This is a genomic window from Streptomyces sp. NPDC002742 (genome assembly GCF_042888885.1).
Lineage (GTDB): Bacteria > Actinomycetota > Actinomycetes > Streptomycetales > Streptomycetaceae > Streptomyces.
Window position 1 is genome coordinate 62,109 of sequence record NZ_JBIAQF010000032.1, and the last position, 25,555, is coordinate 87,663.

At 71.8% G+C, this 25,555-nt stretch carries 24 protein-coding genes; 23 read left to right on the forward strand and 1 reads right to left on the reverse strand.

Annotated elements, in window-relative coordinates; all coding sequences use genetic code 11:
- Window positions 1–7: 7 nt before the first annotated feature.
- On the reverse strand, window positions 8–607 hold the full coding sequence (locus ACFYW8_RS38115) for an NADPH-dependent FMN reductase (protein WP_389089705.1): 600 nt from the start codon (window positions 605–607) through the stop codon (window positions 8–10).
- A 118-nt stretch (window positions 608–725) separates the two neighbouring features.
- Between ACFYW8_RS38115 and ACFYW8_RS38120 the strand changes: the two genes are divergently transcribed.
- From ACFYW8_RS38120 to ACFYW8_RS38230, 23 genes are all read left to right on the forward strand, one after another.
- Window positions 726–1,463, forward strand: coding sequence for a TetR/AcrR family transcriptional regulator (locus tag ACFYW8_RS38120; protein ID WP_389089707.1), 738 nt, complete (start codon window positions 726–728; stop codon window positions 1,461–1,463).
- 130 nt (window positions 1,464–1,593) lie between these two features.
- Complete coding sequence (locus tag ACFYW8_RS38125) at window positions 1,594–2,454, forward strand: hypothetical protein (RefSeq protein ID WP_389089710.1); 861 nt, start codon at window positions 1,594–1,596, stop codon at window positions 2,452–2,454.
- 330 nt (window positions 2,455–2,784) lie between these two features.
- On the forward strand, window positions 2,785–4,272 hold the full coding sequence (locus tag ACFYW8_RS38130) for an FAD-dependent monooxygenase (RefSeq protein ID WP_365882164.1): 1,488 nt from the start codon (window positions 2,785–2,787) through the stop codon (window positions 4,270–4,272).
- 13 nt (window positions 4,273–4,285) lie between these two features.
- Entirely contained in the window at window positions 4,286–4,612 is a 327-nt protein-coding gene (locus ACFYW8_RS38135) for a TcmI family type II polyketide cyclase (protein WP_365882166.1), read from the forward strand.
- On the forward strand, window positions 4,609–5,889 hold the full coding sequence (locus ACFYW8_RS38140) for a beta-ketoacyl-[acyl-carrier-protein] synthase family protein (protein WP_389089715.1): 1,281 nt from the start codon (window positions 4,609–4,611) through the stop codon (window positions 5,887–5,889). The genes ACFYW8_RS38135 and ACFYW8_RS38140 overlap by 4 nt, the downstream gene beginning before the upstream one ends.
- Entirely contained in the window at window positions 5,886–7,112 is a 1,227-nt protein-coding gene (locus tag ACFYW8_RS38145; RefSeq protein ID WP_389089718.1) for a ketosynthase chain-length factor, read from the forward strand. The genes ACFYW8_RS38140 and ACFYW8_RS38145 overlap by 4 nt, the downstream gene beginning before the upstream one ends.
- A 94-nt stretch (window positions 7,113–7,206) precedes the next feature.
- Complete coding sequence (locus ACFYW8_RS38150) at window positions 7,207–7,476, forward strand: acyl carrier protein (protein ID WP_389089721.1); 270 nt, start codon at window positions 7,207–7,209, stop codon at window positions 7,474–7,476.
- A 152-nt stretch (window positions 7,477–7,628) separates the two neighbouring features.
- Window positions 7,629–8,414: a 3-oxoacyl-ACP reductase FabG gene (fabG, locus tag ACFYW8_RS38155; RefSeq protein WP_389089724.1), complete on the forward strand. Its 786-nt coding sequence runs from the start codon at window positions 7,629–7,631 to the stop codon at window positions 8,412–8,414.
- A 20-nt stretch (window positions 8,415–8,434) separates the two neighbouring features.
- Window positions 8,435–9,370 carry an aromatase/cyclase gene (locus ACFYW8_RS38160; protein ID WP_389089727.1) on the forward strand — a complete coding sequence of 312 codons (936 nt, stop codon included), beginning with the start codon at window positions 8,435–8,437 and terminating at the stop codon, window positions 9,368–9,370.
- Between the two features lie 2 nt (window positions 9,371–9,372).
- A complete protein-coding gene (locus ACFYW8_RS38165; protein WP_389089729.1) occupies window positions 9,373–11,358 on the forward strand; it encodes an SDR family oxidoreductase in 1,986 nt (661 codons plus the stop codon).
- Between the two features lie 20 nt (window positions 11,359–11,378).
- Window positions 11,379–12,587, forward strand: coding sequence for an MFS transporter (locus ACFYW8_RS38170; protein WP_389089732.1), 1,209 nt, complete (start codon window positions 11,379–11,381; stop codon window positions 12,585–12,587).
- A 95-nt stretch (window positions 12,588–12,682) separates the two neighbouring features.
- Window positions 12,683–13,975 (forward strand): nucleotide disphospho-sugar-binding domain-containing protein, encoded by a 1,293-nt coding sequence (locus ACFYW8_RS38175; protein ID WP_389089735.1) that lies wholly within the window; start codon window positions 12,683–12,685, stop codon window positions 13,973–13,975.
- A gap of 35 nt (window positions 13,976–14,010) precedes the next feature.
- Complete coding sequence (locus ACFYW8_RS38180; RefSeq protein WP_389089738.1) at window positions 14,011–15,234, forward strand: nucleotide disphospho-sugar-binding domain-containing protein; 1,224 nt, start codon at window positions 14,011–14,013, stop codon at window positions 15,232–15,234.
- Window positions 15,216–15,797 (forward strand): dTDP-4-dehydrorhamnose 3,5-epimerase, encoded by a 582-nt coding sequence (locus ACFYW8_RS38185; protein WP_365882186.1) that lies wholly within the window; start codon window positions 15,216–15,218, stop codon window positions 15,795–15,797. Before ACFYW8_RS38180 ends, ACFYW8_RS38185 begins: the two co-directional genes overlap by 19 nt.
- Window positions 15,798–15,799: 2 nt before the next feature.
- On the forward strand, window positions 15,800–16,927 hold the full coding sequence (locus ACFYW8_RS38190; protein ID WP_389089774.1) for a nucleotide disphospho-sugar-binding domain-containing protein: 1,128 nt from the start codon (window positions 15,800–15,802) through the stop codon (window positions 16,925–16,927).
- Window positions 16,928–16,952: 25 nt separating this feature from the next.
- Complete coding sequence (locus ACFYW8_RS38195) at window positions 16,953–18,020, forward strand: glucose-1-phosphate thymidylyltransferase (protein ID WP_389089742.1); 1,068 nt, start codon at window positions 16,953–16,955, stop codon at window positions 18,018–18,020.
- A complete protein-coding gene (gene rfbB, locus ACFYW8_RS38200) occupies window positions 18,017–19,000 on the forward strand; it encodes a dTDP-glucose 4,6-dehydratase (RefSeq protein WP_389089745.1) in 984 nt (327 codons plus the stop codon). Before ACFYW8_RS38195 ends, rfbB begins: the two co-directional genes overlap by 4 nt.
- The gene (locus ACFYW8_RS38205; RefSeq protein WP_389089747.1) at window positions 18,990–20,051 is read left to right on the forward strand and encodes an NAD-dependent epimerase/dehydratase family protein; all 1,062 of its coding nucleotides are present in this window, start codon (window positions 18,990–18,992) and stop codon (window positions 20,049–20,051) included. The genes rfbB and ACFYW8_RS38205 overlap by 11 nt, the downstream gene beginning before the upstream one ends.
- Window positions 20,048–21,352, forward strand: a complete 1,305-nt coding sequence (rfbH, locus tag ACFYW8_RS38210) for a lipopolysaccharide biosynthesis protein RfbH (RefSeq protein WP_365882197.1) — start codon at window positions 20,048–20,050, stop codon at window positions 21,350–21,352. The genes ACFYW8_RS38205 and rfbH overlap by 4 nt, the downstream gene beginning before the upstream one ends.
- 42 nt (window positions 21,353–21,394) lie before the next feature.
- Window positions 21,395–22,141: an NAD-dependent epimerase/dehydratase family protein gene (locus ACFYW8_RS38215; protein ID WP_389089752.1), complete on the forward strand. Its 747-nt coding sequence runs from the start codon at window positions 21,395–21,397 to the stop codon at window positions 22,139–22,141.
- 85 nt (window positions 22,142–22,226) lie between these two features.
- The gene (locus ACFYW8_RS38220; RefSeq protein ID WP_365882201.1) at window positions 22,227–23,627 is read left to right on the forward strand and encodes an NDP-hexose 2,3-dehydratase family protein; all 1,401 of its coding nucleotides are present in this window, start codon (window positions 22,227–22,229) and stop codon (window positions 23,625–23,627) included.
- Entirely contained in the window at window positions 23,624–24,583 is a 960-nt protein-coding gene (locus ACFYW8_RS38225; protein WP_389089759.1) for a Gfo/Idh/MocA family protein, read from the forward strand. Before ACFYW8_RS38220 ends, ACFYW8_RS38225 begins: the two co-directional genes overlap by 4 nt.
- Window positions 24,580–25,428 (forward strand): 4'-phosphopantetheinyl transferase family protein, encoded by an 849-nt coding sequence (locus ACFYW8_RS38230; protein WP_389089762.1) that lies wholly within the window; start codon window positions 24,580–24,582, stop codon window positions 25,426–25,428. Before ACFYW8_RS38225 ends, ACFYW8_RS38230 begins: the two co-directional genes overlap by 4 nt.
- The last annotated feature ends 127 nt before the right edge of the window (window positions 25,429–25,555 follow it).

Below are 25,555 nucleotides of genomic sequence, written 5' to 3' on the forward strand. Positions count from 1 at the left end.
CGGGATGTCAGACGGCATACGGGCGGACGCGCCGGGCCTCTCGCAGGGACTGGCCCCACCAGGTGAGCTGGTCGAGCATCGCCTTGGCCGCGACGTCGCAGCCGGGGTCGGTCGGCTTCCCGTCGGGGCCGAAGACCTCGGAGTAGTTGTGGAAGCTGACGGTGTTGCGGATCGTGACCGCGTGCAGCTCCGCGAGCACGACCCGGAGCTGTTCGACGGCTCGCAGGCCGCCCGCGAGTCCGCCGTAGGAGACGAACCCGACCGGCTTGGCGTGCCACTGCTCGTTGTGCCAGTCGACGGCGTTCTTCAGCGGCGCGGGGAAGCTGTGGTTGTACTCGGGGGTGACGATCACGAAGGCGTCGGCGCGGTCCAGGCGCGGTGACACGGCGCCGAGCTGGGCCACGATCTCGTCGCTGGGGGGCTGTCCGAACGCCGGGAAGACGGTGGGCAGAGGCGTCTCGACGAGGTCGATCAGGTCGGCTTCCATGTCCTCGCGCTGGGCGATGTGTCCGGCGATCCAGTCCGCGACGACCGGACCGAACCGTCCGTCCCGGGTGCTGCCGATGATCACCGCGGTCCGGAGGGTGTCGTCAGTCTCGTCGGCCATGGAGGACTCCTCGTGGTGTGTACGCCGTATCTTTCTAGTACAACGTACACAGCCGAGTGTACGTTGTCCACTACTGATACGCTGTACACAGCACCGTTCGTCGGAAGGAACCGAAGCGATGGCCGCCCAGGAGAGACCAGCAGCGACCGAGGACAAGGACCACGCCTCCGTGTGGGAGCGCCTCGAACGGCCGACGCCAGCCCCGCGCACCACCCTCACTCCCCTGCGGATCGCCAAGGTCGCCGTCGGCGTCGCCGACGCGGAGGGACTCGACGCGGTCACCATGCGCCGCCTGGCCACCGAACTCGGCGTCGCCCCCATGGCCGCGTACCGCTACGTGACCGGCAAGGACGAACTCCTCGAGCTGATGGTCGACTTCGTGTACGCGGAGCTGGAGCTGCCCGACGGCACGGAGGGCTGGCGCGCGACCATGCGGTCCGTCGCCCTGCGGATCAGAGAGGTCCTGCTGCGCCACTCGTGGGTGACGCGGGCGACGTGGTGCGCGCCGACCCCGAACCAGCTGGCCGTGCCCGAGGCCGTCCTGGCCGTGCTCGACGGCCTCGGCCTCGACGCGGACACCGCCATGGCGGTGTACAACACCCTCACCTCCTACGTGCACGGCGCTGTGGACACGGAGGTCGGGCTGACGCAGATGCTGCGCGTGCGAGGCTGGTCCACCAGGGAGGAGGCCCGCGCGGGGCTGGCCTCGCAAATGGCCTGGCTCATGAGCACCGGCCGTTTCCCGATGTACGCGCGCTACATCGGCGAGGCCCGGCGCAAGGACGATCAGCAGTGGCAGTTCGAGGCCGGTCTGGACTCCGTCCTCGACGGCATCGCGGCGCGCCTCTCGATCTGAGGACATCGCCAGGACAGGTCGGTGCAGAAAACCGAAGACCCGCTACAGAGAAATTACATGGAGCGGGCCTTTGCTTGTCCGTTCACCAATTACGGAAATAGATTCGCCCCACTTCGAAGCGGTGGGGGAAATGACTTACAAATTCGCGGACACCACACAGACCGCCCGTACGACGGCCTCGCAACCGACGGAGTGCGACGGCGCCGCGTGCCGGCGCCTCGAAACCGGCGGGCGCGCCCGGGAGCTGGCCGTCGCCGGCAGCCGGCTCTGCCCGACCTGCCGGCTCCGTCTCACCCATGACCTGAGGCGGCTCCCGCGCCTGCACGACGAGTGCGGACAGCTGCTGACCGGCGTCGACCAACCGCGCGACCGCACCTCCGGCGGCGGCACGGCATCCGGTCTGCCCTTCAACACGGCGGCCGCCGAGGCCCGTTCGGGGATCGTCGGGACCCTGCGGTCCTGGGGTGCGCTGGTGGTCCAGGAGCGGGGCGTCGACGCCCCGCTCGACACCCCGGGCCAGATCACGGACTTCCTGCTGCGGCACTCGGCCTGGCTCCTCGAGCACGAGGCCGCCGGTGAGCTGTCCGACGAGGTGGCACGGTGCGCCCGCCGCGCCGCCCGGGTCATCGACCCGGCGCCGCGGCGCCGGGTCCCGGTCGGCGAGTGCGTCGTGCCGGACTGCGCGGGTGCCCTGACCGCGGCGGTCCGGCCCGGCGGCGCCGACCCCGCGGTCGAGGTCGGCTGCGACATCGAGCCGGCACACCGCTGGTCCGGGCGGGAGTGGCTGAGCCGGGCCGGCCGGCCCGGCGCGGAGCGCGCCGAGCCGGCCGTGCGCTGGATGACCGCCCGGGACATCGCCGCGCTGTGGGGCACCGCGCCGGGCAGCGTCTACCGCCACGCCAGCGAGGCCCGTTGGCGTCGCCGCGCGGTCAGCGGCCGCACTTACTACCACGAGCAGGACGTCCACGCGTCACTCGGTGCCCGCGCCTGAGACAGACCGGCGCCGACGGCATCCGTGAACGGCTCCACCAGGGGTGAACCGCCCCCTGGTGGAGCTTTTTCGTTGCGCCTCGCAGTACCCGGAAAAGCACGCTTGACAATTCCCTGACTCAAACGTGTCGTTGCACTGGAAAAAGGGTGTTGACATCCGCGGGGATTCCGAAGAAGCTCTTCATTAGCTTCCGCAGCACTGTGTCGATTCACCCGGCGCCCAGTCGCCGCACACAGCCACCGCGGAAAAGCATCAAGCGGCGCACCGATGTCTCATTCCGGTGCGCCGCTTCGTCGTATCGACCATTCCGAAGCCCCGGAGGACACATCCATGGACGCTTCCGTCATCGTCGCCGGCGCAGGTCCCACCGGACTCATGCTCGCCGGGGAACTACGGCTTGCGGGAGTCGACGTCATCGTGCTGGACCGGCTTCAGGAGCGCACCGGCGAATCCCGCGGGCTGGGCTTCACGACCCGGACGATGGAGGTCTTCGACCAGCGCGGACTGCTGCACCGCCTCGGCGACATGGGCACCAGCAACGCCGGCCACTTCGGCGGTCTGCCGGTCGACTTCGGCATCCTCGACAGCATTCACCAGGCGGCCAAGACCGTGCCCCAGTCGGACACCGAGACGATGCTGGAGAGCTGGGTGCTCGAACTGGGCACCGACCTCCGGCGCGGCCACGAACTGGTCGCCCTGCACGACCACGGCGACCACGTCGAGGCCGAGGTGCGCGGTCCCGGAGGCGAGGAGAGCCGGCTGACGGCCTCCTACCTGGTGGGGTGCGACGGCGGCCGCAGCACCGTGCGCAAGGCCTCCGGTTTCGACTTCCCTGGCACCGCGGCGACCATGGAGATGTTCCTGGCGGACATCAAGGGCGTGGACCTGGCACCACGGCTGATCGGCGAGACGTACACCGGCGGCATGGTCATGTGCGGTCCGCTCGGCGACCGCGGCGTCACCCGCATCATCGTCTGCGAGCGCGGCGCTCCGCCCCGCCGGCGCACCGAGCCGCCCGCGTACGCGGAGGTGGCTGCGGCCTGGCAGCGGATCACCGGCATCGACATCTCGCACGCCGAGCACGAGTGGGTCAGCGCTTTCGGCGACGCGACGCGGCTCGCCACCGAGTACCGGCGGGGCCGGGTGCTGCTCGCCGGGGACGCCGCGCACATCCACCTGCCGGCCGGCGGCCAGGGCATGAACACCGGCATCCAGGACGCCGTGAACCTCGGCTGGAAGCTGGCCGCCGTGATCCGCGGCACCGCCCCCGAGGAGCTGCTGGACACCTACCACGGTGAACGGCACGCGGTGGGCGAGCGGCTGATGATGAACACCAAGGCGCAGGGCCTGCTCTTCCTCAGCGGCGACGAGGTCCAGCCGCTGCGCGACGTGCTGGCGGAACTGATCCGGTACGAGGAGGTCAGCCGCCATCTCGCCGGCATGGTGAGCGGCCTGGAGATCCGCTACGACGTCGGCCGGGGCCACCACCCGCTCCTCGGTCTGCGGATGCCGCACCTGGAGCTGGTCGGCGACCGGGGCAAGACCAGCAGTACCGAACTGCTGCGCGCGGGGCGGGGCCTGCTGCTCGACCTAGAGGACAGCGCCGTCCTCCGCGACCGTGCGGCCGGGTGGTCGGGCCGGGTGGACATCGTGACCGCGGAACCGCACGGCGTGGCGGCCGGCGGTCCGCTCGCCGGCACGTCGGCGGTGCTGGTGCGTCCCGACGGGCATGTGGCCTGGGCCGCACCAGGCAGCCATCACGACCTGCCCATGGCGCTGGAGCGCTGGTTCGGCCCGTCCGGCAGCCCGCAGTCCTGACAAGGAGACACTCATGCACAGCACATTGATCGTGGCCCGGATGGAACCCCGTTCGGCCGAGGAGGTCGCCCACCTCTTCGGCGAGTTCGACGGCACGGACATGCCACAGAGAATGGGCACCCGGCGCCGGCAGCTCTTCACGTACCGGGGCCTCTACTTCCACCTCCAGGACTTCGACTCCGAGGACGGCGGCGAGCGGATCGAAGCGGCCAAGGAGGACCCGCGGTTCGTCGGGATCAGCGAGGACCTCAAGCCCTTCATCACCGCCTACGACCCGGCCACCTGGCGCTCCCCCGCCGATGCCATGGCGCAGCGCTTCTACCACTGGACCGCGCTGTGAGTGGGCCGTACGGCCGACGGGTCGTGATCACCGGCATCGGCGTCACCGCGCCCGGCGGCGTGGGCGCCAAGAACTTCTGGAGCCTGCTGTCCGACGGGCGCACGGCGACCCGGCGCATCAGCTCCTTCGACCCCTCCCCGTTCCGCTCGCAGGTCGCCGCCGAGGTCGACTTCGACACCGAGCTGCTGGGGCTCGGTGCCCAGGAGGTGCGGCGGATGGACCGGGCCGCGCAGTTCGCGGTGGTCACCGCGCGGGAGGCGGTGACGGACAGCGGACTCGACTTCGAATCCCTCGACCCGCACCGCACCGGCGTGACCATCGGCAGCGCGGTCGGCGCGACGATGGGGCTCGACGAGGAGTACCGGACCGTCAGCGACGGCGGACGGCTCGAACTCGTCGACCACGAGTACGCGGTCCCGCACCTCTACAACTACCTGGTACCCAGCTCCTTCGCCGCCGAGGTGGCCTGGGCGGTGGGCGCCGAGGGCCCGGCCACGGTGGTCTCCACCGGCTGCACCTCCGGCCTCGACGCGGTGGGCTACGCCGCCGAGCTGATCCGCGAGGGATCGGCCGACGTCATGGTGGCCGGCGCGGCCGACGCCCCGATCTCGCCCATCACCGTGGCCTGCTTCGACGCGATCAAGGCCACCACATCGCACAACGACGACCCGCAGCACGCCTCCCGCCCGTTCGACGGAACCCGCAACGGGTTCGTGCTGGGCGAGGGTTCGGCCGTGTTCGTACTGGAGGAACTGGACAGCGCGCGACGGCGCGGCGCCCATGTGTACGCGGAGATAGCCGGGTACGCCACGCGCAGCAACGCCTTCCACATGACGGGTCTGCGCCCTGACGGGCGCGAGATGGCCGAGGCGATCCGGGTCGCCCTGGACGAGGCGAGGCTCGCCCCGCAGGCGGTCGACTACGTCAACGCGCACGGTTCGGGCACCAAGCAGAACGACCGGCACGAGACCGCCGCGTTCAAGCGCAGTCTCGGCGAGCACGCGTACGCCGTGCCGGTCAGCTCCATCAAGTCGATGGTCGGGCACTCGCTGGGCGCCATCGGCTCGATCGAGATCGCGGCGAGCGCGCTGGCGATGGAGAACAACGTCGTGCCGCCCACCGCCAACCTGCACACGCCCGACCCCGAGTGCGATCTCGACTACGTGCCGCTCACCGCGCGGGACTGGAGGACCGACGCCGTGCTGTCCGTGGGCAGCGGCTTCGGCGGCTTCCAGAGCGCCATGGTGCTCGCCCGTCCCGATCGGAGGACCGCATGAGCGCCTCCGGCGTCCGGGTCGCCGTCACCGGGCTGGGCGTGGTCGCGCCCAACGGCCTGGGTACTGAGGCCTATTGGACGGCGACCCGCAAGGGGAGCAGCGGCATCGGCCGGATCTCACGCTTCGTCCCCGACCAGTATCCGAGCCAACTGGCCGGTGAGATAGAGGGGTTCCACGCGGCGGAGCATCTGCCGGGCCGGTTGCTGCCGCAGACCGACCGGATGACCCAGCTCGCCCTGGTGGCCGCCGACTGGGCGTTCGAGGACGCCGCGGTGCGCCCCGGGGAGCTGCCCGAATTCGAGATGGGCGTGATCACGGCCAGCTCGTCGGGCGGCTTCGAGTTCGGCCAGCGGGAGTTGCAGGCCCTGTGGAGCCAGGGCAGCCGCTACGTCAGCGCCTACCAGTCGTTCGCCTGGTTCTACGCCGTCAACAGCGGCCAGATCTCCATCCGCAACGGTATGCGCGGTCCGAGCGGCGTGGTCGTCAGCGACCAGGCGGGCGGGCTCGACGCGGTCGCCCAGGCGCGGCGGCAGATCCGCAAGGGCACCCGGCTGGTGATGTCGGGCGCCGTCGACGCCTCGATCTGCCCCTGGGGCTGGGTCGCCCAGATGGCGAGCAACCGGCTGAGCACGAGCGACGACCCGGAACGGGCCTACCTGCCCTTCGACGCCGCGGCGAGCGGCCACGTGGCCGGCGAGGGCGGCGCCCTGCTGGTCCTGGAGGAACTGGAGCAGGCCCGGGCCCGGGGCGCGAAGCAGATCTACGGCGAGATCGCCGGATACGGCTCCACACTCGACCCCCGGCCGGGCAGCGGGCGTCCGGCGGGTCTGCGCAAGGCCGTCGAACTGGCCCTGGCCGACGCCGGGTGCACGCCCCGCGACATCGACGTGGTGTTCGCCGACGCGGCCGCGATCCCCGAGCTGGACCGGATCGAGGCGGCGGCGATCACCGAGGTGTTCGGGGCCAGGGCGGTGCCGGTGACGGCGCCCAAGACGATGACCGGGCGGCTCTACTCGGGAGCGGCTCCCCTGGACCTCGCCGCCGCGTTCCTCGCGATGCGCGACGGCGTGATCCCGCCGTCCATCGGCGTCTCCCCCGCTCCCGAGCACGGCCTCGACCTGGTCGTCGGCCAGGAACGGACCGCCGCCGTGCGCTCCGCCCTGGTCATCGCCCGCGGCCACGGCGGTTTCAACTCCGCGGTCGTGGTGCGCGCCGCCGCGTAGGGCCCTGCCCTCCGGCGAGCGGCGCCGGTCACCCGGCTCGCGGAGGACCGGCGTGACCCGACTCCCCACCCAAGCGACGAAAGGACACTCACCCATGCCCTCCCACGAGTTCACCCTCGACGACCTCAGGCGCATCCTGCGCGACGGGGCCGGCGCGGACGAAGCCGCCGACCTCGACGGGGACATCGCCGACACCGACTTCGAGTCGCTGGGCTACGAGTCCCTGGCGATGCTGGAGACCGGCGGGCGCATCGAGCGCGAGTTCGGCATCACCCTGGACGACGACGCGCTGACCGACGCCAGGACGCCGCGCGAGCTGATCGAGGCGGTCAACGCCCTGCTGGAGCCCGCCGAGATCGGCTGAGCCCGGCCCCGGACCGCGCCGCCGGTTCCCGCCGGTCACCGTCGATGCCTCCGGCGGGAACCGGCGGCGCGCCTTTCTCCCCGCGCCCTCTCCCCACGCCTCTCTCCCGCTTCGCCTCTCCACGCCTCCCATCCCTTCTCCAGGAGACAGACATGACGCAGCAGAACCCGAAGGTCGCCCTCGTCACGGGCGCGACCAGCGGCATCGGCCTGGCGGTGACCAGGCTGCTGGCCGAACAGGGCCACCGGGTGTTCCTCTGCGCCCGTACCGAGGACAGCGTGACCCGTACGGTCAAGGAACTCCTCGATGACGGGCTGGAGGTGGACGGCACCCCCTGCGACGTCCGCTCCGCGGACGACGTCAAGCGGTTCGTGCGCCAGGCCGTCGAGCGCTTCGGCACGATCGACGTACTCGTCAACAACGCGGGCCGCTCCGGCGGCGGAGTCACCGCCGACATCACCGACGAACTCTGGTTCGACGTCATCAACACCAACCTCAACAGCGTCTTCCTGATGACGCGCGAGGTGCTCACCGCGGGCGGCATGCGCGACAAGGACCGCGGGCGGATCATCAACATCGCCTCCACCGCGGGCAAGCAGGGCGTGGTGCTCGGCGCCCCGTACTCGGCTTCCAAGCACGGCGTGGTCGGCCTCACCAAGGCGCTCGGCAACGAGCTGGCGCCCACCGGCATCACCGTCAACGCGGTCTGCCCCGGCTATGTCGAGACGCCGATGGCGCAGCGTGTGCGCCAGGGCTACGCCTCCGCGTACGACACCAGCGAGGACGCCATTCTCCAGAAGTTCCAGGCGAAGATCCCGCTCGGCCGGTACTCGACGCCGGACGAGGTCGCGGGCCTGGTCGGCTATCTGGCGTCCGACACGGCCGCCTCCATCACCTCCCAGGCGCTGAACGTCTGCGGCGGCCTGGGCAACTTCTGAGACACGGAGGGGAACACGTCATGACGACCCGTCAGGTCGAGCACGCCATCACCGTCGAGGCCCCGGCCGCCGCCGTCTACCGGCTGATCGCCGAGGTGGAGAACTGGCCGCGGATCTTCCCGCCCACCCTCTACGTCGACCACGTCGAGCGCGGCGCGAACGAGGAGCGCATCCGCATCTGGGCCACCGCCAACGGCGAGGCGAAGAACTGGACCTCGCGCCGCACTCTGGACCCCGAGAGCCTGCGGATCACGTTCCGCCAGGAGGTCTCCACCCCGCCGGTCGCCGCGATGGGCGGCACGTGGATCATCGAGCCGCTGTCCGGGACGTCCTCGCGGGTGCGGCTGCTGCACGACTACCGGGCCGTCGACGACGACCCGGACGGTCTGAAGTGGATCGACGAGGCCGTCGACCGCAACTCCCGCTCGGAGCTGGCCGCGCTGAAGACCAACGTCGAACTGGCCCACGCCTCCGAGGAGATCACGTTCTCCTTCGAGGACACCGTGGAGGTGGCGGGCGCGGCCAAGGACGCCTACGACTTCGTCAACGAGGCCGGGCTGTGGGCGGAACGGCTGCCGCACGTGGCCTCCGTGCGTTTCTCGGAGGACACCCCGGGGCTGCAGGTGCTGGAGATGGACACGCGCGCCAAGGACGGCTCGACGCACACCACGAAGTCCTACCGGGTGGTCTTCCCGCACCATCTGATCGCGTACAAGCAGGTCACCCTGCCCGCTCTGATGACGCTGCACACCGGCCGCTGGACGTTCGCGGAGAGCGCCAGCGGCGTCGCCGTGACCTCGCAGCACACCGTGGTCCTCAACACGGCGAACATCACCGCCGTCCTGGGCCCGGGCGCGGGCGTCACCGACGCGCGGGAGTACGTCCGCGGTGCGCTGAGTGCCAACAGCCGCGCCACCCTGGGCCACGCCAAGGACTACGCCGAGAACAAGCGCTGACCATGGCCGTCCTGGACACCGACGTGCTCGTCGTCGGCGCCGGACCGGTCGGGCTGCTGCTCGCCGGGGAGCTGCGCACCGACGGGGCACGGGTGACCGTGCTGGAGCGGCTGACCACGCCCACCACGGAATCGCGGGCGTCGATCCTGCACGCCCGCACCATGGAACTGCTGCACGCGCGGGGCCTGGTCGAGCGGCTCGGGCCGCCGCCCGACGCCGGGCCCGGCCACTTCGGCGGCCTCCCTCTCGACCTGGCCGAGGCCGGTGACAGCCCGTACGCCGGCCAGTGGAAGGCGCCGCAGACCCGCGTCGAGGCCGTTCTCGCGGACTGGGCGACCGGGCTCGGGGCCGAGGTGCGGCGCGGCCACACCGTGACCGGGCTGGCCGAGGCGGTCGACCGGGTGCACGTCGTCGCGACATCGTCGGCGGGCGAGCGGCTGCGACTGAGCGCCGCGTACGTCGTCGGCTGCGACGGCGAGGAGAGCGCCGTGCGCCGGCTGGCCGGCTTCGCGTTCCCCGGGGCCGGCCCCACCAAGGAGCTGCTGCGCGCGGATCTGGCCGGCGTCGACCTGCGGGAGCGGCGCTTCGAGCGGCACCCGAACGGGGTGGCCAACGCCCGCCGCGGACCGGACGGCGTCACCCGCGTCATGGTGCACGCCTTCGACCGGGTTCCCGGCCGGTCACGAACCCCCTCCTTCGCGGAGGTCCGTGCCGTGTGGGCGCACGTCACCGGCGAAGACCTCGGTGGCGCCGAGCCGCTCTGGCTCAACGCGTTCCACAACGCCCGTCGGCAGGCCGCCCGTTACCGCGTGGGCCGGGTGTTCCTCGCCGGTGACGCCGCCCATGTCCAGCTGCCGGTGGGCGGCCAGGCACTCAACCTCGGGCTGCAGGACGCGGCGGATCTCGGCGGAAAGCTCGCCGCGCACCTCGCCGGCCGGGCCGGCGAGGAACTGCTCGACACCTACCACGCCGTCCGCCACCCGGTGGGTTCGCGGGTGCTCGGAAACATCGAGGCACAGGCGCAGCTGCTGTTCGGCGGGCCCGAAGTGGACGGCGTGCGGACGGTGTTCCGGGAACTGCTCGGCTTCGGGGCGGCCCGCCGCCACCTCGCCGCGATGATCAGCGGGCTCGACGGCGGCGGTCCGGCCGTGCCGGAGTCCGGCGGCCCGGCCGCGCAAGGCGCTCCCGGACCGAAACGTCAGCACATCACGCACAGGAGGAACACCATGGGCAAACTGACCGGAAAGACCGCGCTCGTCACCGGCTCCAGCCGCGGCATCGGCCGGGCCACGGCGATCCGGCTGGCCCGCGAGGGGGCGCTCGTCGCGGTGCACTGCGCCGCCAACCGCGCGGCCGCCGGCGAGACCGTCGCGGCCATCGAGAAGGAGGGCGGCCGGGCCTTCTCGATACTGGCCGAGCTCGGGGTGCCCGGCGACGTGCACGAGTTGTTCCTGGCGCTGGAGCGGGAGCTGAAGGAACGCACCGGCGCCACCACGCTCGACATCCTGGTGAACAACGCCGGCGTCATGGGCGGACTGGCCCCGGAGGACCTCACACCGGAGGCGTTCGACCGGCTCTTCGCCGTCAACGCCAAGGCGCCCTACTTCCTCGTGCAGCGCGCGCTGAACAACCTTCCCCAGGGCGGCCGGATCATCAACATCTCCTCGGGGCTGACCCGGGTCGCCAACCCGCAGGAGGTGGCGTACGCGATGACCAAGGGCGCGATCGACCAGCTCACCCTGCACTTCGCGAAGCACCTCGGGCCCCGTGGCATCACCGTGAACAGCGTGGGTCCGGGCATCACCGACAACGGCACACCGGTCTTCGACGACCCGGACGCGGTGGCGGCCATGTCGGGCTACTCGGTGTTCGGCCGGGTCGGCGAGACCCGGGACGTCGCCGACGTGGTGGCCTTCCTCGCGAGCGACGACTCCCGCTGGATCACCGGCTCCTATCTGGACGCCAGCGGCGGCACCCTGCTCGGCTGAGCGAGCGGGCGGCCAAGCGCATGACGACGCTCTCCTCACACCCCGCGCCCCGCACCGACGCGGGACGGCGGGCCCTGCTCTTCGTGCTCGCAGGCAACATGCTCATCGACGCCCTGGAGGTATCCGTCGTCCTGGTCGCGCTGCCGGCGATGGAGCGGGACCTCGGTCTGTCGACGTTCGGCGGCCAGTGGGTGATGAGCGGCTTCGCCGCCGGTTTCGCGGCGCTGCTGCTGCTCGGTCCGCGCCTCGTGGCCCGCTGGGGCAGGCGGAACGTGTACCTGGCCGCGCTGCCGGTGTTCATCGCCGCCTCGGTGGCCGGAGGTCTCACCGACCAGGCTGCCGTGCTGGTCGCCACCCGGGGGGTGAAGGGCATGTGCGCCGCGCTGACCGCGCCCACCGGGCTCGCGATCATCAGCACCGCGTTCCGCCCGGGAGCCGAACAGCGCCGGGCGGTGTCGGTGTACTCGCTCTTCGGGGCGACCGGGTTCACCGCGGGACTGCTGTGCTCGGGGGCGCTCACCGAACTGAGCTGGCGCTGGAACCCCGTCTTCCCGGCCCCGGTCGCGCTGGTGCTGCTGGCGGCGGGGTTCCGGCTCATCCCCCGCGACGCGGCGCCGACGCCGGCCGCGCCGCTCGGGGTGACCCTGGCGCGGCTGCTGCGCAACGGTCCGTTCCGGCGCTCGGCGGTGTGCGCGGCCACCCTCAACGGCACGTATCTGGGGCTGCTGATGCTGCTCGTCCACCGGCTGCACGACCAGTGGGGGTGGAGCTCCTGGCGCACGGCGCTCGCGTTCCTGCCGGCCTGTCTGCCGCTGGCGCTCGCCCTGCCGTTCACCGGCCGGATGGTGGGGCGCTTCGGCACCGAACGGCTGATCAGAGCCGGCAGCTGTGCCGCGGCGCTCGGCTGCGTGACCGCCCTGCTGACCGGGACGCCGGAGACGTACGCCACCGGAGTGCTGCCCGCGCTGCTCCTCGTCGAGGCCGGCTTCGTGTTGTCCTTCGCCGCCCTCAACCTTCAGGCCACGGCCGGGATTCCGGCCGAGCGCCGGGCTTTCGCGGTGCCGGTCTACCAGACGGCCGTACAGCTGGGCGCGGTGCTCGCGCTGCCGGCCACGGCCGCGGCCGCGTCCGTCGACGCCGGCCGAGCGGGTGCGCTCGCGTTCCTCACAGCCGTGTCGGCGACGGGCGCGCTCGTCGCCTGCACCGGCGGGGCCGGCGCCGCGCCCTGACACGCTCCGGGCGCGCCGCGCACGTCCTCACGCGCTCCGCGCCCGTCCACGTCCCCTCACACCCCCGTGTACCCGAACACGAACGGAGTCCAACGATGCGCGTCCTGTTCACCATCTTTCCGGCGACGGCACACCTGTATCCCATCGTCCCGCTCGCCTGGGCGCTGCAGAGCGCCGGGCACGAGGTCGTCGTGGCGAGCCATGCGGGCGTCGTGGACCCGGGGGTGATCGCGAACATCAGCGCGGCGGGGCTCACGGCCGTACCGCTGGGAGCGCCCGAGGAGTTGCCGGAAGCGCTGAGCAAGAACACGGGGGAAGGCAAGCCCGACCGCCCCACGCTCTCTTTCGACGCGTGCGAACCGGAGGAGTCGCAGGGCTGGCGCACGGCGCGCTCGGTCTTCGCCGGCATGTTCAGGATGCACTACCCCGAGCCCGCGGAGCCGGGCGGCCGCAGGCCCGTGCTGGACAACCTGGTCGACTTCGCCCGTGCCTGGAAGCCCGACCTCGTGCTGTGGGACCCGCTGATGCTGCCCGCGCCCATCGCCGCGCGGCTCTGCGGCGCCGCGCACGCCCGGCTGGTCTGGGGCACGGACAACATCGCCGTGATCCACGAGCGGACGAAGCGTGAACTGGCCGACCCGGACGCGGAGTTGACCGAGCACCCTTGGCTGGGCTGGTACGGCCCGATCCTGGAGCGGTACGGGCTGGAGTTCAGCGACGAGATGCTGCTCGGCCAGTGGACCCTCGACCTGACCCAGTCCAGGATGCAGCAGCGGCTCGACCTCACGCGCGTCCCGGTGCGCCGGGTCCCCTACACGGGCGCGGCCTCGTTCCCTGCGTGGCTGCACGAACGGCCCGAACGCCCGCGTGTGGTGCTGACCCTGGGGGTGAGCCGCCGCAAGATCTTCGGCAAGTACAGCGGCTTCCCCATGCGCGAGTTCTTCGAGTCGGTGTCCGCCCTGGACATCGAGGTCGTGGCCACTCTGAACAGCGAGCAGCTCGCCGCGGTCGGCGCCCTTCCCGACAACGTCCACACCGTCGAGTACGTGCCGCTCAACCAGGTCCTGCCGACCAGTTCGGCGGTCATCCACCACGGCGGCGGCGGGACCTTCGCCTCCGCGGTCGCCTTCCAGGTGCCCCAGCTCGTGGTGCCGCTGCCGATGTGGGACGAGATGGTCACGGGCCGGTACGTCGAGGACATGGGCGCGGGTCTGGTCGCCGATCCCGAGGCCCTGGACGTCGCGGTCCTGCACAAGCAGCTCGTGCGGCTCCTGGAGGACCCGTCGTTCTCCCTCGGCACGCGCCGTCTGTACGACGAGATGCTCGCCGCGCCGGCGCCGAAGGACGTCGTTCCCCTGCTGGAGCGCCTGACCGCCGAGCGCCGCTGACCGCGCCGCAGAGGCCGGAGAGGACTGTCCGTCAGATGCGCGTACTGGTGATCGCCACCCCTGTACCGACCCATTTCCTGCCTCTGGTCCCTCTGCTGTGGGGGCTGCGTTCGGCCGGCCACGAGGTGACGGTGCTCGGCCAGCCCGATGTCCTCGGCGCGGTCCGGGCCTGCGGACTCACCGGAGTCGAGGTGGGCGAGTCGTTCGACGTCAACGCCATGCTGCTGAGAAATCTGCCCGCGGAACAGCGGCCCCTGCAGGCCCGGCCCCGTCCGGCCCCCGAACTGCTCGGCGGATACGGCAGGTTGTGGTGGGCCCACGCCGCCGCGCTGCTCGACCGCTACCTGGGACTCGCCGAGGAGTTCGGGCCCGGGCTGATCCTGGCCGACCCGCTGGAGTACTGCTCCCTGCTCATCGGTGCCCGGCTGGGCGTGCCGGTGGTGCACCACCGGTGGACCGTGGATGCCATCTCCGGCCCCGCCCGGCGGTTCGTGGGCGCCGACGTCCGGGAGTCGGCCGAGCGACTCGGGCTGCCCGGACTGCCGGGACTGCCGGATCCGACCGTGCTGCTCGACCCGTGCCCGCCGACCCTGCGGATACCGGACGGCGAGACGGGCGTGCCGATCAGGTACGTGCCCTACAGCGGGGGCGCCGGGACGCCGGCCTGGGTGCGGGCGGACCCCGGCCCGGGAGCCGGGCGGCGGCGGGTCGCCGTCTCGCTGGGCAACACCCCGGCCCTGCACGGCGAGGGTTTCGTCCGCGGCCTGCTGCACACCCTCGCCGCCCGGTCCGACACCGAGATCCTTCTCACGCTGCCGGAGCCGTACCGCTCCGCGGTCGGACCGCTGCCGGGGAACGTACGGACGGTCGACCCGCTGCCCCTGCACCTGTTCCTCGGGACCTGCGACGCGATGGTCCACCACGGCGGCGCCGGCACCGCGATGACCGCCACGGCGTTCGGGCTGCCGCAACTGGTGCTGCCCCAGCTGGCGGACCACTTCCCGCTGGCCGACCGGCTCGCCGCGACCGGTGCGGGGCTGTCCTTCGACACGGCGGCGCGGCAGGACGACCCGCGGGTCGTCGGCCGGGCCCTGGACGAGCTGCTGTCCGACCCGCGCCACACCCGGTCGGCCCGCCGCCTGGCCGCGGAGATGGCCGCGATGCCCTCCCCCGCAGCCGTTGCCGCCGATCTGGAACGGCTCGTGGGAGCCACCACGGAACCGAGAGAGGCGAGCTTGCAGTGCACATCGAGGAATTGACCCTGCCCGGGACCTACCTGATCACACCCGACCAGATCCCGGACGAGCGCGGGACGTTCTACGAGTCCCTGCGCAGCGACGCGCTGGAGGGCGCCACCGGGGTCGCCTTCCGGCCCCGGCAGATCAACTACTCCGTGTCGAGACGGCACACGCTGCGGGGCATCCACAGCGTGCGCATTCCGCCCGGCCAGGCCAAGGTCGTCACCTGCGTGCGCGGCGCGCTGCGCGACATCGTCGTGGACCTGCGGATCGGCTCCCCGACCTTCGGCGAGCACCACGTCAACGAACTGGACGCCGACTCCGCCCGATCCGTCTACGTCCCCGAAGGCGTGGGCCACGGGTTCCTCGCGCTCAGCGACGACGCCTGCATCTGCTACGTCGTCTCCACCACGTATGTGCCGGGCACCCAGATCGACGTCAATCCGCTCGATCCGGAGCTCGATCTGCCCTGGAACTGCCCGGAGACCCCCCTCATCTCGGACAAGGACGCGAAGGCGCCGACCGTGGCCGAGGCCGTACGGGCAGGCCTCCTGCCCCGATTCAGCAAGGCAGGGACACCGTGAGAATGCTCTTCGTGGCGGCGGGCAGCCCGGCGACGGTCTTCGCCCTGGCCCCGCTGGCCACCGCCGCCCGCAACGCGGGCCACCAGGTGGTCATGGCCGCCAACGACGACATGGTCCCGGTCATCACCTCCTCGGGCCTGCCGGGCATCGCGACCACCGATCTGCCGATCCGGCACTTCATCACCCTGGACCGCGCGGGCAACCCCGAGGAGATTCCCTCCGACCCGGCCGAGCAGGCACTGTTCACCGGGCGCTGGTTCGCGCGGATGGCCGCCTCCAGCCTGCCGCGGATGCTGGAGTTCGGCCGCGCCTGGCGGCCCGACCTGATCGTCGGCGGCACGATGAGCTATGTCGCCCCGCTGCTCGCCCTGCACCTGGGCGTGCCGCATGTGCGCCAGACCTGGGACGCCATCGAGGCCGACGGCATCCATCCCGGCGCCGACGCCGAACTCGGTCCCGAACTGGCGGAGTTCGGGCTCGACCGGCTGCCCGCCCCCGATGTGTTCGTGGACATCTGCCCGCCGAGCCTGCGGCCGCCCGACGCCGCCCCGGCCCGGCAGATGCGCTACGTGCCGGCGAACGGCCAACGGCGGCTGGAGCCATGGATGTACAGCCGGGGCGAGCGCCGCCGCGTCCTGGTGACGTCCGGCAGCCGGGTCGCCAAGGAGAGTTACGACAAGAACTTCGAATTCCTGCGCGGTCTCGCCAAGGACGTAGCCGCCTGGGACGTCGAGCTGATCGTCGCCGCGCCCGACGCGGTGGCCGACGTCCTGCGTGACGAACTGCCGGGCGTCCGGGCCGGCTGGGTGCCCCTCGACGTGGTGGCGCCCACCTGCGATCTGCTCATTCACCACGGGGGCGGCGTCAGCACCCTGACCGGACTGAACGCCGGTGTGCCCCAACTGCTCGTTCCCAAGGGCGCCGTGCTGGAGAAGCCGGCGCGTCGCGTCGCCGACCTCGGGGCCGCGATCACGCTGCTGCCCGGCGAGGACTCGGCCGACGCGATCGCGGACTCCTGCCAGGAACTGCTGTCCAAGGACGGATACGGCGAGCGGGCCCGCGAACTCTCCCGGGAGATCGCCGCCATGCCCTCGCCCGCGAACGTGCTCGACGCGCTCGTCCCGGCATGAACACACGAACCGAGAGGACCTCTCGATGAAGGCTCTGGTGCTCGCCGGCGGATCTGGAACCCGCCTGCGGCCTTTCAGCTATTCCATGCCCAAACAACTCATACCCATCGCCAACACGCCCGTGCTGGCACATGTGCTGAACTCCGTACGGGAGCTGGGGGTGACCGAGGTCGGCGTCATCGTCGGCAACCGCGGTCCCGAGATCGAGGCCGCGCTGGGCGACGGCGCCCGGTTCGGCGTACGCGTCGTCTACATCCCCCAGGACGCACCGCGCGGACTGGCCCACACCGTGTCCATCGCCCGCCCGTTCCTCGGCGACGACGACTTCGTGATGTACCTCGGCGACAACATGCTGCCCGACGGAGTCGTCGAGATCGCCGAGGACTTCACCCGGCAGCGCCCGGCCGCCCAGGTCGTCGTGCACAAGGTCTCCGACCCGCGCTCCTTCGGCGTCGCCGAACTCGGCCCCGACGGGGAGGTGCTGCGTCTGGTGGAGAAGCCGCAGCACCCGCGCAGCGACATGGCCCTCATCGGCGTGTACTTCTTCACCGCCGCCATCCACGAGGCGGTCGCCTCGATCGCGCCCAGCGCCCGTGGCGAGCTGGAGATCACCGACGCCATCCAGTGGCTGGTCACCTCCGGCGCGGACGTGCGCGCCAGGATCTACGACGGCTACTGGAAGGACACCGGGAAGGTCGAGGACGTCCTGGAGTGCAACACCCACCTCCTGGACGGTCTGACCCCGCGCGTCGACGGACAGGTCGACGCCGAGAGCGTGCTCGTCGGCCGGGTCGTGGTCGAGGCGGGGGCGAGCGTCGTGCGCTCCCGGATCGAAGGACCGGCGATCATCGGCGCGGGCACCGTCCTGCGGGACAGCCATGTGGGCCCGCACACCTCCATCGGGCGGGACTGCACGGTGACCGACAGCCGGCTGGAGGGCTCCATCGCCCTGGACGAGGCGTCGGTCACCGGAGTGCGCGGGCTGCGCAACTCGCTCATCGGGCGCGCCGCGTCCGTCGGCACCACCGGCCCGGGCACGGGCCATCACTGCCTGATCGTCGGAGATCACACCCGAGTGGAGGTCGCGGCATGAGGATCCTGGTCACCGGAGCGGCCGGATTCATCGGCTCACACTTCGTGCGCGGCCTGCTGGCCGACAAGTACACCGGCTGGGAGGGCGCCCAGATCACCGCCCTGGACAAGCTGACCTACGCGGGGAACCGGGAGAACCTGCCCGCCTCGCACGAGCGGCTGGTGTTCGTCCGCGGCGACGTGTGCGACCGCGACCTGCTGCGCGAACTGGTGCCCGGCCACGACGCCGTGGTCCACTTCGCGGCCGAGTCCCACGTCGACCGCTCGCTGGAGGGCGCCGGCGAGTTCTTCCGTACGAACGTCCTGGGCACCCAGACCCTGCTGGACGCCGTGCTGGAGAGCGGGATCGAACGGGTCGTGCACGTCTCCACGGACGAGGTGTACGGCTCGATCGACGAGGGCTCCTGGACCGAGGAATGGCCGCTGGCCCCCAACTCCCCCTACGCCGCCTCGAAGGCCGGGTCGGACCTGGTCGCGCGGGCGTACTGGCGCACCCACGGCCTGGACCTCTCGATCACCCGCTGCTCCAACAACTACGGTCCCTACCAGCATCCCGAGAAGGTCATCCCGCTGTTCGTCACCAACCTCCTGGAGGGCCGCCAGGTCCCGTTGTACGGCGACGGCCGCAACGTCCGCGAGTGGCTGCACGTGGACGACCACTGCCGTGGCATCCACCTGGTGCTCAACGGGGGGCGAGCGGGCGAGGTCTACAACATCGGCGGCGGCAACGAGTACAGCAACCTCGCCCTGACGGAGCGGCTGCTGGAACTGACCGGCGCGGGCGAGGAGATGATCCGCCGCGTCGCGGACCGCAAGGCGCACGACCTGCGCTACTCGATCGACGAGTCGAAGATCCGCGAGGAGCTCGGCTACGCGCCGCAGACCGGCTTCGAGACGGGCCTGGCAGACACGGTCGCCTGGTACCGGGACAACCCCGACTGGTGGAAGTCCGTCAAGCACGGTACGAGCCGTGCGGTCTGAGCAGCGGCCGGTGACCGGGCTCTCGGTCGTGGTCCTCGGCGGCACCGGTTTCCTGGGCCGCCGTATCGGCGCGGCCTGCGTCGCGGACGGCGCCCGGGTGCACCTGGTCTCGCGCACCTCGGCGGCTGTCCCCTCGCCTGCCGGCGGACCCGGCGTGTCGGCGATCGGCCTGGACCTGGTGACGGCGTCGCCGCGGGAGATCGCCGACGTACTCGCCGAGGCCGGCGCCGACGTCGTGGTCAACGCGGCCGGCCGGGCCTGGCAGGCCGACGAGGCGCAGATGGCCGCGGGCAACGCCGAACTGGTCGAGCGGGTGGTCACGGCGCTCGCGGCGCTGCCCGGTCCGCCGGTACGGCTGGTCCAGCTCGGCACCGTCCACGAGTACGGGGCGGGCGCCCCGGACGCCGCCACCGGCGAGGAGCACGAGCCCGCGCCGGTCACCCCGTACGGCCGCACCAAGCTCCAGGGCACGCGGGCCGTGCTGCGCGCCCGGCGCGAGCAGGGGGTGAACGGCGTGGTGCTGCGGCTCGCCAACGTGATCGGCGCCGGGGTTCCCGAGGGCAGTCTCTTCGGCCGGGTCGCGGCGCACCTCGGTGCGGCCGCCCGTGCCGACGCGCGCGGTGAGAAGGCCGCCGAACTGCGCCTTCCGCCGTTGCGCGCGGCCCGCGACCTGGTGGACGCGCAGGACGTCGTCGCGGCGGTGCTCGCCGCGGCCACCGCGCCGGAGGCGGACGTCGCCGGTCAGGTGATCAACGTGGGCCGTGGCACGGCGGTGCCGATGCGCGCCCTGGTCGACCGGATGATCGCACTCAGCGGGCTGGAGCTTCCGGTGGCCGAGGCGGCCGAGGCACCGGGCTCGCGCACCGACGTCGCGTGGCAGTGCCTGGACGTCTCCCGTGCGCGGCACCTGCTCGGCTGGCGCCCGCTGCGCAGCCTCGACGACTCCCTGCGCGAGCTGCTCACCTCCGTACTGCCGCCGGAGCACCCCCGGCCCGGCACACCACTCGGGATCACGGCCGACGCACCGGCCGAAGAAGGGAAACGACCATGAGCGACCGCAAGGACCTGATACTCGAAGGCGTCCGCGACTACCACCGAGAGGCCTCCCCTGCCCGGGAGTTCATCCCCGGTACCACCGAGATCTGGCCGTCCGGCGCCGTCCTGGACGAGAACGACCGGGCGGCCCTGGTGGAGGCGGCGCTGGAGATGCGCATCGCCGCCGGGACCAGCTCCCGCAAGTTCGAGTCGGCCTTCGCCCGACGCCTCAAGCGCCGCAAGGCCCACCTCACGAACTCCGGTTCGTCGGCGAACCTGCTGGCTGTGTCGGCCCTCACCTCGCACACGCTGGAGGACCGGCGGCTGAAGCCCGGCGACGAGGTCATCACCGTCGCGGCGGGCTTCCCGACCACGGTCAACCCGATCCTGCAGAACGGCCTCGTCCCGGTGTTCGTGGACGTGGACCTCACCACCTGCAACGCGACCGCCGACCGGGTGGCGGCCGCGATCGGCCCCAAGACCCGGGCCATCATCATCGCCCACGCGCTCGGCAACCCCTTCCCGGTCACCGAGATCGCCCAACTCGCCGAACAGCACGACCTGTTCCTCATCGAGGACAACTGCGACGCGGTCGGCTCGCTGTACGACGGGAAGCTCACCGGCACCTTCGGCGACCTGACGACCGTCAGCTTCTACCCGGCGCACCACCTCACCATGGGCGAGGGCGGCTGCGTCCTGACCGCCAGCCTCCCCCTGGCCCGGATCGTGGAGTCGCTGCGGGACTGGGGCCGGGACTGCTGGTGCGAGCCGGGCGAGAACGACCGGTGCCTGAAGCGGTTCAAGTACCAGATGGGCACGCTGCCGGCCGGATACGACCACAAGTACATTTTCTCGCACGTCGGTTACAACCTGAAGGCGACCGACATCCAGGCCGCGCTCGGGCTGACCCAGCTGGCCAAGCTGGACTCCTTCATCGAGGCGAGGCGGCGCAACTGGCAGCGGCTGCGGGAGGGCCTGGACGGGGTTCCGGGGCTGCTGCTGCCCGAGCCCACCCCGCGCTCCGAGCCGAGCTGGTTCGGTTTCGTGATCACCGTGGACCCCGAGGCGCCGTTCCGCCGCGCCGAGCTGGTGGACTTCCTGGAGGAGCGCAAGATCGGCACCCGTCGGCTGTTCGCGGGCAACCTGACCCGACACCCGGCCTACATCGACCAGCCGCACCGGATCGTGGGCGAGCTGACCAACAGCGACCTCATCACCGAGCACACCTTCTGGATCGGGGTCTACCCGGCGCTCACCGACGAGATGCTGGACTACGTCACCGCCTCGATCAAGGAGTTCGTGGCCGCGCGCGGCTGAGCTGAACGGCCCTCCTACCCCCAGAGATCGGGACGACGACGTATGGACATTGTGGGAACCGGTTTCCTGGCTGGGAACCTGCGTCCGCTGGCCGGCCGGCATCCGGACACCGTGGCCCTGGCGGCGGGGGTGTCCTGGGCGAGCGGCACCTCGGACGCCGACTTCGCCCGCGAGGCGGCGCTGGTGGGCGAGGTCGCGAAGCGGTGCGCGGCCGAGGGACGGCGGGTGCTCTTCTTCTCCACCGCGGCGACCGGGATGTACGGACTCGCCGAGGGCCCCGGCAGGGAGGACGTCCCGGTGGAGCCCTGCACCCCCTACGGCGCGCACAAGCTCGCCCTGGAGGAACTGCTGCGCGAGACCGGCGCCGACCACCTCATCCTCCGGCTCGGGCATCTGGTCGGCCCCGACCAGCCCGAGCACCAGCTGCTGCCCACGCTGGTACGGCAGTTGCGGGAGGGCGTCGTCCGCGTGCACCGCGGCGCGGCCCGCGACCTGATCGACGTCGGCGACGTCGTCACCGTCGTCGACCGTCTGCTCGCCGCGGACCTGCGTGCCGAGACCGTCAACGTGGCGTCGGGCTTCGCGGTTCCGGTGGAGGAGGTCGTCGACCTTCTCGCCGAGGCCCTCGGGCTCGATGCGCGCAGGGAGTACCTCGACACGGGCGGCCGCCAGCACGTGATCTCCACCGAGAAGCTGCGCGCCCTGGTTCCACAGGTCGCGCAGATGGGCTTCGGCCCCGACTACCACCGACGGATCCTCGGCGACTTCACGGCATCCGTGTACGCCTGACCAAGGGCCGCCCGGGACATCCGTCCGGGCCGCACGCCCGGACACCTCAGACACATCAGACACGTCGAACACGGAGAGTTCCCTGATGCTGCCTCTCGTCCCTCAACCGCGCGAAGACGCGAAGCCGCTGGCGAACCGGCTCGCGTTGTCAGCCGCCACCACCCAGGGCGCGCACCGGGCGACCGCCGACTTCGCGGACTGGCTCGCGGAGCGGGGCCGCGCCAACGCCTTCCGCGTGGACCGGATCCCCTTCGGCCGCCTGGACGGCTGGTCGTTCCACGACACCACCGGCAACCTCGTGCACCGCAGCGGCCGGTTCTTCACCGTCGAGGGCCTGCACGTCACCGAGCGGGGCGACCCGTACGGCGACGGCCCGTACGCCGAGTGGCACCAGCCCATCATCAAGCAGCCGGAGGTCGGCATCCTGGGGATCCTGGGCAAGGAGTTCGACGGGGTCCTGCACTTCCTGATGCAGGCGAAGATGGAGCCCGGCAACCCGAACCTGCTCCAGCTGTCCCCGACCGTGCAGGCCACCCGCAGCAACTACACGAAGGTCCACCAGGGCGCGGACGTGAAGTATCTGGAGCACTTCGTCGGCCCGGGCCGCGGCCGGGTCGTCGCGGACGTCCTGCAGTCCGAGCACGGCTCGTGGTTCTTCCACAAGTCCAACCGCAACATGATCGTGCTGACGGACGACGACGTACCGCTCCTCGACGACTTCTGCTGGCTGACCCTCGGGCAGATAGCGGAGCTGCTGCACCAGGACAATGTCGTCAACATGGACTCCCGTACCGTCCTGTCCTGCCTGCCCGTCCCGGAGACGGCGGCCGACGCGCTGCTGTCGGACGCCCAGCTGCTGTCCTGGATCTCCGGTGAGCGCTCGCGGCACGACGTGCACGCCGAACGCGTACCACTGGCCGGGCTCCCCGGCTGGCGGCGCGACGAGATGACCGTCGAGCACGAGGAGGGCCGCTACTTCAAGGTGGTGGCGGTCGCCGTGCAGGCCGGCAACCGCGAGGTCACCGGCTGGACCCAGCCGCTGTTCGAGCCGGTGGGTCTCGGCGTCACCGCCTTCCTCACCCGCACGTTCGAAGGCATCCCCCATGTCCTGGTGCACGCCCGGGTCGAGGGCGGGTTCCTGGACACCGTCGAGCTGGGCCCCACGGTGCAGTACACACCGGACAACTACAGCCACCTGCCCGAGAAGGAACGCCCGTCGTTCCTCGACACCGTGCTGGAGGCGCCGGCGGACCGCATCCGGTACGAGGCCGTGCACTCGGAGGAGGGCGGCCGGTTCCTCAACGCCGAGAGCCGGTATCTGATCGTCGACGCCGACGGTCTGGACGTACCGTCCGATCCTCCCGCCGGCTACACCTGGGTCACGCCGGACCAGCTCACCTGGCTGGTGCGCCACGGCCACTACCTCAACGTCCAGGCCCGCACGCTGCTGGCCTGCCTCAACGCCGCCGCGGCGCTTGCCCGATGAACGGGCCGGTACGCATCGGGGTGCTCGGCTGCGCGGACATCGCGGTACGGCGGATGCTGCCCGCGTTCGCCGCCTCCCCCGGTCTGGAGGTCGCCGCGGTCGCCAGCCGCGACCGCGCCAGGGCCGAACAGGTCGGCCGGCGCTTCGGCTGCCGTCCCGTCCAGGGGTACGCCGAACTGCTCCAGGCCGACGACGTCCAGGCCGTGTACGTGCCCCTGCCCGCCGCACTGCACGCCCCCTGGGTGGAGGCGGCGCTGAACGCGGGCAAGCACGTGCTGGCCGAGAAACCCCTGACGACGGACCCGGAGAGCACCGAGCGGCTCCTGGACCTCGCCGCGAAGCAGGGTGTGGCTCTGATGGAGAACGTCATGTTCGTCCATCATCCCCGGCACGAGGCGGTGCGGCGCCTGGTCGCCGAGGGGCGGATCGGCGAACTCCGCTCCTTCCGTGCGGAGTTCGCCATCCCCCCGCTCGCCGACGACGACATCCGGTACTCCGCCGAACTCGGCGGCGGCGCGCTCGCGGACGTCGGTCTCTACCCGCTGCGGGCCGCACTGCACTTCCTGGGACACGGTCTCGACGTGGTCGGCGCGCGTCTCACCCGGGGCGCCGGACGGCAGGTCGAGACCGCGGGGGCGGCGCTGCTGGCCACTCCCGGCGGGGTCACCGCGCACCTCACGTTCGGCATGGAGCACGCCTATCTCTCCCGGTACGAACTGTGGGGAAGCGACGGCCGGATCACCGTGGACCGGGCCTTCACCCCGCCGGCGGACCTCGTGCCCGTGATCGGTCTGCACCGGGGCACCGAGACGGAGGAGATCCGGCTGGAGCCGGCCGACCAGGTAGCGGCCACGGTCGCCGCGTTCGTCACCGCGGTGAGCGCCAGAAGCGCCCCGCGCGCGGACACCCTGCGACAGGCCGTTCTGCTGGACGACGTACGCCGCCGTTCCACGTGACGCCCGTCTCCGGGCAGGAACTCTCCATCGGGGAAGGCGACTTGGCGGTCTGGCTGCTGACGCCGCCCGAGGAGGCGCCACTCGCGTTCGACGAACTCGACGCGGCCGAGCGGCGCCGCGCGGACGCCTTCCGGCTGCGCGGCGACCGCACTCTGTACGTGGCCGCGCACATCGCCCTGCGCCGGCTGCTGGGCGGGTACCTGCGGACGCCGCCGAAAGAGCTGGTGTTCGCCCGTGCGGACTGCCCCCGGTGCGGCGGTCCGCACGGCCGCCCGGTCCTGACCGGAGCCGGGCCCGACGCCCCGCACTTCTCGCTGTCGCACAGCCGGGGCGCGGTTCTGGTCGGCGTGGCCCGCGCTCCGGTGGGCGTCGATGTCGAAAGGTTGCCGCGCCCGGAGCGGGTCGATGTCTGCCGGTCGGCTCTCCACCCGTGGGAGCGGCGGGAGTTGGCGGCCCTGCCGGCCCCGGACCAGCAGGCTCGCTTCGCCCGGCTCTGGGCCCGCAAGGAGGCCTATCTGAAAGGCACCGGCGTGGGGGTCGGCGGCTGGACGTCCGAGGTGTACCTCGGCGAGGGAGGCCCTGGCACGCCGCCGCGACCGGACGACTGGAGCGTCGTCGACGTGCCGTGCGGTCCGGGCCACGCGGCGGCCGTGGCGATGAAGGGAGCGGCTCCCCGCACCGTGGTGCGCCGGCTCCCGCCCGAGGCGGTACTCGTGGGCGGCCGCGTCCCCGACACGGGTCGGCGGCGGCTCGCGGGAGTCCGTCATGTCCTTGACGCCGATCACGCACTCGACCATCTCGACACGCGTGACGCGCTCGACGCACTTGAGGAGGAACTCACTTGACCGCAGTCGACGACAGGCCTCTGACGGCGATCGAACCGACGGACGCGCGTGGACGTGTGGCGGAGCTGCACGCGATCCGTGCCCGGGCGATGGCCGGCCCGAGTGAGAAGGCGACCGAGGCGCAGCA

Excerpts from the sequence above, each read along its gene's own strand:
- ACFYW8_RS38135 (WP_365882166.1), top strand. The coding sequence starts at position 4,286 with ATGCACAGCACATTGATCGTGGCCCGGATGGAACCCCGTTCGGCCGAG.
- ACFYW8_RS38160 (WP_389089727.1), top strand. The coding sequence starts at position 8,435 with ATGACGACCCGTCAGGTCGAGCACGCCATCACCGTCGAGGCCCCGGCC.
- rfbH (WP_365882197.1), top strand. The coding sequence starts at position 20,048 with ATGAGCGACCGCAAGGACCTGATACTCGAAGGCGTCCGCGACTACCAC.
- ACFYW8_RS38170 (WP_389089732.1), top strand. The coding sequence starts at position 11,379 with ATGACGACGCTCTCCTCACACCCCGCGCCCCGCACCGACGCGGGACGG.
- ACFYW8_RS38125 (WP_389089710.1), top strand. The coding sequence starts at position 1,594 with ATGACTTACAAATTCGCGGACACCACACAGACCGCCCGTACGACGGCC.
- ACFYW8_RS38145 (WP_389089718.1), top strand. The coding sequence starts at position 5,886 with ATGAGCGCCTCCGGCGTCCGGGTCGCCGTCACCGGGCTGGGCGTGGTC.
- ACFYW8_RS38115 (WP_389089705.1), bottom strand. The coding sequence starts at position 607 with ATGGCCGACGAGACTGACGACACCCTCCGGACCGCGGTGATCATCGGC.
- ACFYW8_RS38165 (WP_389089729.1), top strand. The coding sequence starts at position 9,373 with ATGGCCGTCCTGGACACCGACGTGCTCGTCGTCGGCGCCGGACCGGTC.
- ACFYW8_RS38150 (WP_389089721.1), top strand. The coding sequence starts at position 7,207 with ATGCCCTCCCACGAGTTCACCCTCGACGACCTCAGGCGCATCCTGCGC.
- fabG (WP_389089724.1), top strand. The coding sequence starts at position 7,629 with ATGACGCAGCAGAACCCGAAGGTCGCCCTCGTCACGGGCGCGACCAGC.
- ACFYW8_RS38215 (WP_389089752.1), top strand. The coding sequence starts at position 21,395 with ATGGACATTGTGGGAACCGGTTTCCTGGCTGGGAACCTGCGTCCGCTG.
- ACFYW8_RS38175 (WP_389089735.1), top strand. The coding sequence starts at position 12,683 with ATGCGCGTCCTGTTCACCATCTTTCCGGCGACGGCACACCTGTATCCC.
- rfbB (WP_389089745.1), top strand. The coding sequence starts at position 18,017 with ATGAGGATCCTGGTCACCGGAGCGGCCGGATTCATCGGCTCACACTTC.
- ACFYW8_RS38225 (WP_389089759.1), top strand. The coding sequence starts at position 23,624 with ATGAACGGGCCGGTACGCATCGGGGTGCTCGGCTGCGCGGACATCGCG.
- ACFYW8_RS38195 (WP_389089742.1), top strand. The coding sequence starts at position 16,953 with ATGAAGGCTCTGGTGCTCGCCGGCGGATCTGGAACCCGCCTGCGGCCT.
- ACFYW8_RS38120 (WP_389089707.1), top strand. The coding sequence starts at position 726 with ATGGCCGCCCAGGAGAGACCAGCAGCGACCGAGGACAAGGACCACGCC.
- ACFYW8_RS38220 (WP_365882201.1), top strand. The coding sequence starts at position 22,227 with ATGCTGCCTCTCGTCCCTCAACCGCGCGAAGACGCGAAGCCGCTGGCG.
- ACFYW8_RS38190 (WP_389089774.1), top strand. The coding sequence starts at position 15,800 with ATGCTCTTCGTGGCGGCGGGCAGCCCGGCGACGGTCTTCGCCCTGGCC.
- ACFYW8_RS38130 (WP_365882164.1), top strand. The coding sequence starts at position 2,785 with ATGGACGCTTCCGTCATCGTCGCCGGCGCAGGTCCCACCGGACTCATG.
- ACFYW8_RS38180 (WP_389089738.1), top strand. The coding sequence starts at position 14,011 with ATGCGCGTACTGGTGATCGCCACCCCTGTACCGACCCATTTCCTGCCT.